Here is a 3,766-nt window from a genome sequence, read left to right on the forward strand (position 1 = left end):
CGAGGCGAAGGACGAAGCCGCGCCCGCCGCGCTGCCCGACGACCTGCTGCTGGCTGTTGCGACCACGGCACCCGCCGTGGCGGCGACCGGTGGCGACGCTGCACCGCCGACCTACCGCACCCGCATCCCGGCCGCGGCCAGGGTCGACTACCGCCTCAGCCGCGGCGCCATCACCGGCAGCGGCGAGATCGACTGGCGACCGCAGGGCAGCGGCTATGTGCTGCGGCTCGAGGGCCGGGTGCCGATCATCGGCACGCTGATCACGCAGACCAGCCGCGGCGGCTTCGACGCCGCCGGCCTGGCGCCGGAGCGCTACACCGACAAGCGGCTGCGGCGTGCCGAGCAGGCGGCCAGCTTCCAGCGCGGCGCCGGGGTGATCAGCTTCTCTGGGCAGAGCCCGGAGCAGCCGGTGACGCCCGGCGTGCAGGACCGCCTGAGCGTGATGCTGCAGCTCGCGGCCATCGCCAACGCCTGGAGCAAGCCGCCGCCGGCCGGCGAGCACTTCCTGATCCGGGTGGTCGGGGCGCGTGGCGATGCCCACGTCTGGTCGCTGCGCTTCGAGGGCCTGCAGTCGGTCGACACGCCGGCCGGCAGCGTGCGTGCACTGCGCTTCCTGCGCGAGCCCGAGGGCCCGCAGGACACCCGCGCCGAGTTCTGGCTCGACCCGGCCCGCCAGTACCTGCCGGTGCGCGCCCGCCTCACCGACGGCAGCAGCGACGCGTTTGAACTGCTGCGGGTGAACTGAGTCGAACCCTGCAGGCGATGGGGTTCCTGGCTTGAAATTTGCGTCAGCCCCATCACCTGGCCCTCAAAGGGGAAGTCCATGCAGATGCTCTACAACTCCGACAGTTTCGCCGTGGTGCAGTTCGAGGTGGCGTCCGAGGAACCGGACGTCCGCGAAGGCGTGCCCGGGCTGACGCGGGGCGGCTACGAGATCGTCGACAAGTTCGCGCGCAAGGAGATCTTCATCGAGGGCGCCCTGGCCGCGAGCTTCCGCGAGGGCGTGGACGCGCTGATCGAGACCTCGCCGTCCGAAGAGGAGATCGACGCCTATGTCAGTCGCTACGCGGCGCTGATGCAGCAGCCGCTGGTGCTGCACTGACGGCGGGCGCCTCCGGAGGCACGGCGGCTTCGGCGTCGGTCGCAGCGAGCGGTTCCTTCGCGGGCGCCGCGCTCTGCGGCTCGGCCGCCGCCGCCTGCACCACCAGGTGCACGAACTGCAGCTTCGCCACCACCGGCCGTGGCAGCACGAAGGGGTAGAAGTCGTGCTGGCCCATGCTGCGCGACAGCTCGTTGAGCACGCTGGTCAGGGCCACCCATTCGTTGACGAAGCCCAGGAAGTGGGCGGCGCCGGGATCGTCGGGGCGCCACAGCACGTCGGCTCCGAAGGGCTCGATCTCGATCGCCACCGTGCGGGCGTCGAGGCCGAAGCTGAGCGCGGTGTCGTGCGTGTCGACCATGTGCAGGTAGTGCGCCCAGGTCTCCGCCCAGTCCTCCCACGGGTGCGTGCTGGCATAGCTGCTCACGTGGCGCTGCGCCCAGTCGGGCGCCGGCCCGTTGGCGTAGTGGCGCTGCAGCGCCGCGGCGTAGTCGTCGCGCTCGTCGCCGAACAGCTCGCGGTAGCCGTCCAGCCAGGGTGTGCCGTCCACCAGCCGGTCCCAGTAGTAGTGGCCCACCTCGTGGCGGAAGTGCCCCAGCAGCGTGCGGTAGGGCTCGCGCATCGCGGCGCGGATGCGTTCACGCACCGCGTCGTCGGCCTCGTCGAGATTCAGCGTGATCAGGCCGCTGGCATGCCCCGTCATCACCGCGGGCGCGCCGGGCAGCGGCGCCAGCACGTCGAACATCAGGCCGCGTTCGGCGTCCCGGTCGTCGCCGGCCACGCGCGACGCGACCGGCAGGCCCAGCGAGATCAGCTGCGACACCAGGCGCCGCCGGGCCAGCTCGATGCGGCGCCACAGCTCGGCATGGTCGGGTTGCGTCAGGTCGGGAATGGTGCGGTTGAGCCGGCAGGCCTGGCACAGCGGCTGGAAGCGGCCGTCCGCCGAGGCCGGCACCAGCCAGTTGCAGCCGGCGATGGTGTCGAAGTTGCCGCAGCGCCGGTACAGCGTCTGCGCGTCGCCCTCCACGTGCCAGGTGGTCTCCTCGGGGCCCGGATCGAGGGCCAGCACCTGCCCGCGCCGCGGCTCGTAGCCCAGCGCGGCGCCGCAGCCGTGGCACAGGCTGTTGCGGAAGAACACCGGCCGGCCGCAGCGGCAGCGGTAGCTGCGCGGCACGCGCGGCGTCGGCAGGCCGGCGTCGGTCGGGTTCGTCGGCAGATCGGCAAGATCGGTCATCAGGGGCTCCGCGGCCGTGGGGGCGCCGCTGCGAACGAGTGTGTCATGCAGCGGCCGTTCCGTTGCCGGTTGTGCAAGGCCTTGCACACCGAAGCGATCTGTTGCACGGCGGCCCACGCACGGCCGCGGCCGTGGCCGCGCAGGCGATAGAAGCCGATACTGTCCGTCCGCGTCTCCACTCCCTCTTCTTCACGCATCCCATGTGCCAGCTGCTCGGCATGAACGGCAACACGCCGACCGACATCGTGTTCAGCTTCACCGGCTTCGCGACGCGCGCGGTCGAGCTCAAGGACGGCTTCGGCATCGCCTTCTTCGAGGGCCCCGGCGTGCGCTGCTTCGTCGACCACCACAGCGCCAACGATTCGCCGGTGGCCGAGATGGTGCGGCGCTACCCGATCCGCAGCCGGCACGTCATCTCGCACATCCGCAAGGCCACGCAGGGCGGCGTGGCGCTGCAGAACACCCATCCCTTCGTGCGCGAGCTGTGGGGCCGCTACTGGGTGTTCGCCCACAACGGCGACCTGAAGGACTTCCACCCCAAGCTGCACGCCGCCTTCCATCCGGTCGGCGACACCGACAGCGAGCGCGCCTTCTGCTGGCTGCTGCAGGAGCTGGCGAAGAACCACGCGTCGGTGCCGAGCGTGCGCGACCTGACCGAGACGCTGCGCGAGCTGGCGCCGCCGGTGGCCCGCCACGGCAGCTTCAACTTCCTGCTCAGCAACGGCGACGCGCTGTGGGCGCACGGCGCCACGCGGCTGCACTGGCTGGTGCGCCAGCACCCGTTCCGCCACGCGCGGCTGCAGGACCAGGATCTGACGGTGAACTTCGCCGAGCACACCACGCCGAACGACCGCGTCGCGGTCATCGTCACCGAACCGCTGACGGCCGACGAGGACTGGCAGGCCTTCGCACCCGGCGAACTGCGGGTGTTCCAGGACGGGCAGGCGCTCGACGCCTGAACCGGCACGCCACGCGATGGACCTGCTGATCAACGGCCACTTCGTGCCGCTGCCCGACGAGGCCGTCGACCCGGCGATGCCGCTGCTGTGGGTGCTGCGCGACGTGCTGCAGCTCACCGGCAGCAAATACGGCTGCGGCATTGGGGCCTGCGGCGCCTGCACCGTGCGGCTCGACGGCGTGCCTGCGCGCTCCTGCGTCACGCCGCTGTCCGCGGTCGGCGGCAGGGCGGTGCAGACCATCGAGGGCCTGGGCAGCGCCGAGCGGCCGCATGCGCTCCAGCGCGCCTGGGTGCTGCACCAGGTGCCGCAGTGCGGCTACTGCCAGAGCGGCCTGCTGATGGCCGCCGCGGCGCTGCTCGAACGCCAGCCGCGGCCGAGCGATGCCGACATCGACGCGGCCCTCACCAACCTCTGCCGCTGCGGCACCTACCCGCGCGTGCGTGCCGCCATCCACACGGCCGCGGCGGCACTGGC

General features: G+C 72.0%; 5 protein-coding genes. 4 read left to right on the forward strand and 1 reads right to left on the reverse strand.

Going from position 1 to position 3,766, the window contains the following annotated elements; genetic code table 11:
• Positions 1-745: DUF3108 domain-containing protein (locus x551_RS19580; protein ID WP_152543598.1), on the forward strand; the 745-nt coding region annotated here is incomplete at its 5' end.
• Between the two features lie 78 nt (positions 746-823).
• Positions 824-1,102 carry a DUF3567 domain-containing protein gene (locus tag x551_RS19585; RefSeq protein ID WP_011831203.1) on the forward strand — a complete coding sequence of 93 codons (279 nt, stop codon included), beginning with the start codon at positions 824-826 and terminating at the stop codon, positions 1,100-1,102.
• Here x551_RS19585 and x551_RS19590 read toward each other — a convergent pair.
• The gene (locus x551_RS19590; RefSeq protein WP_036235937.1) at positions 1,056-2,333 is read right to left on the reverse strand and encodes a putative zinc-binding peptidase; all 1,278 of its coding nucleotides are present in this window, start codon (positions 2,331-2,333) and stop codon (positions 1,056-1,058) included. The two genes, x551_RS19585 and x551_RS19590, sit on opposite strands and share 47 nt — an antisense overlap.
• 200 nt (positions 2,334-2,533) lie before the next feature.
• On the opposite strand from x551_RS19590, the gene x551_RS19595 reads away from it, so the two are divergent.
• Positions 2,534-3,292, forward strand: a complete 759-nt coding sequence (locus x551_RS19595; RefSeq protein WP_036235940.1) for a class II glutamine amidotransferase — start codon at positions 2,534-2,536, stop codon at positions 3,290-3,292.
• A gap of 16 nt (positions 3,293-3,308) precedes the next feature.
• On the forward strand, positions 3,309-3,766 hold a 458-nt coding region (locus x551_RS19600; protein WP_036250422.1), incomplete at its 3' end, for a (2Fe-2S)-binding protein.

The organism is Methylibium sp. T29 (assembly GCF_000576205.1).
Classification (GTDB): Bacteria; Pseudomonadota; Gammaproteobacteria; order Burkholderiales; family Burkholderiaceae_C; genus Methylibium; species Methylibium petroleiphilum.

Bases quoted from the DNA above. Each gene is read 5' to 3' on its own strand.
- x551_RS19590 (WP_036235937.1), bottom strand. From the start codon at position 2,333: ATGACCGATCTTGCCGATCTGCCGACGAACCCGACCGACGCCGGCCTG.
- x551_RS19585 (WP_011831203.1), top strand. From the start codon at position 824: ATGCAGATGCTCTACAACTCCGACAGTTTCGCCGTGGTGCAGTTCGAG.
- x551_RS19595 (WP_036235940.1), top strand. From the start codon at position 2,534: ATGTGCCAGCTGCTCGGCATGAACGGCAACACGCCGACCGACATCGTG.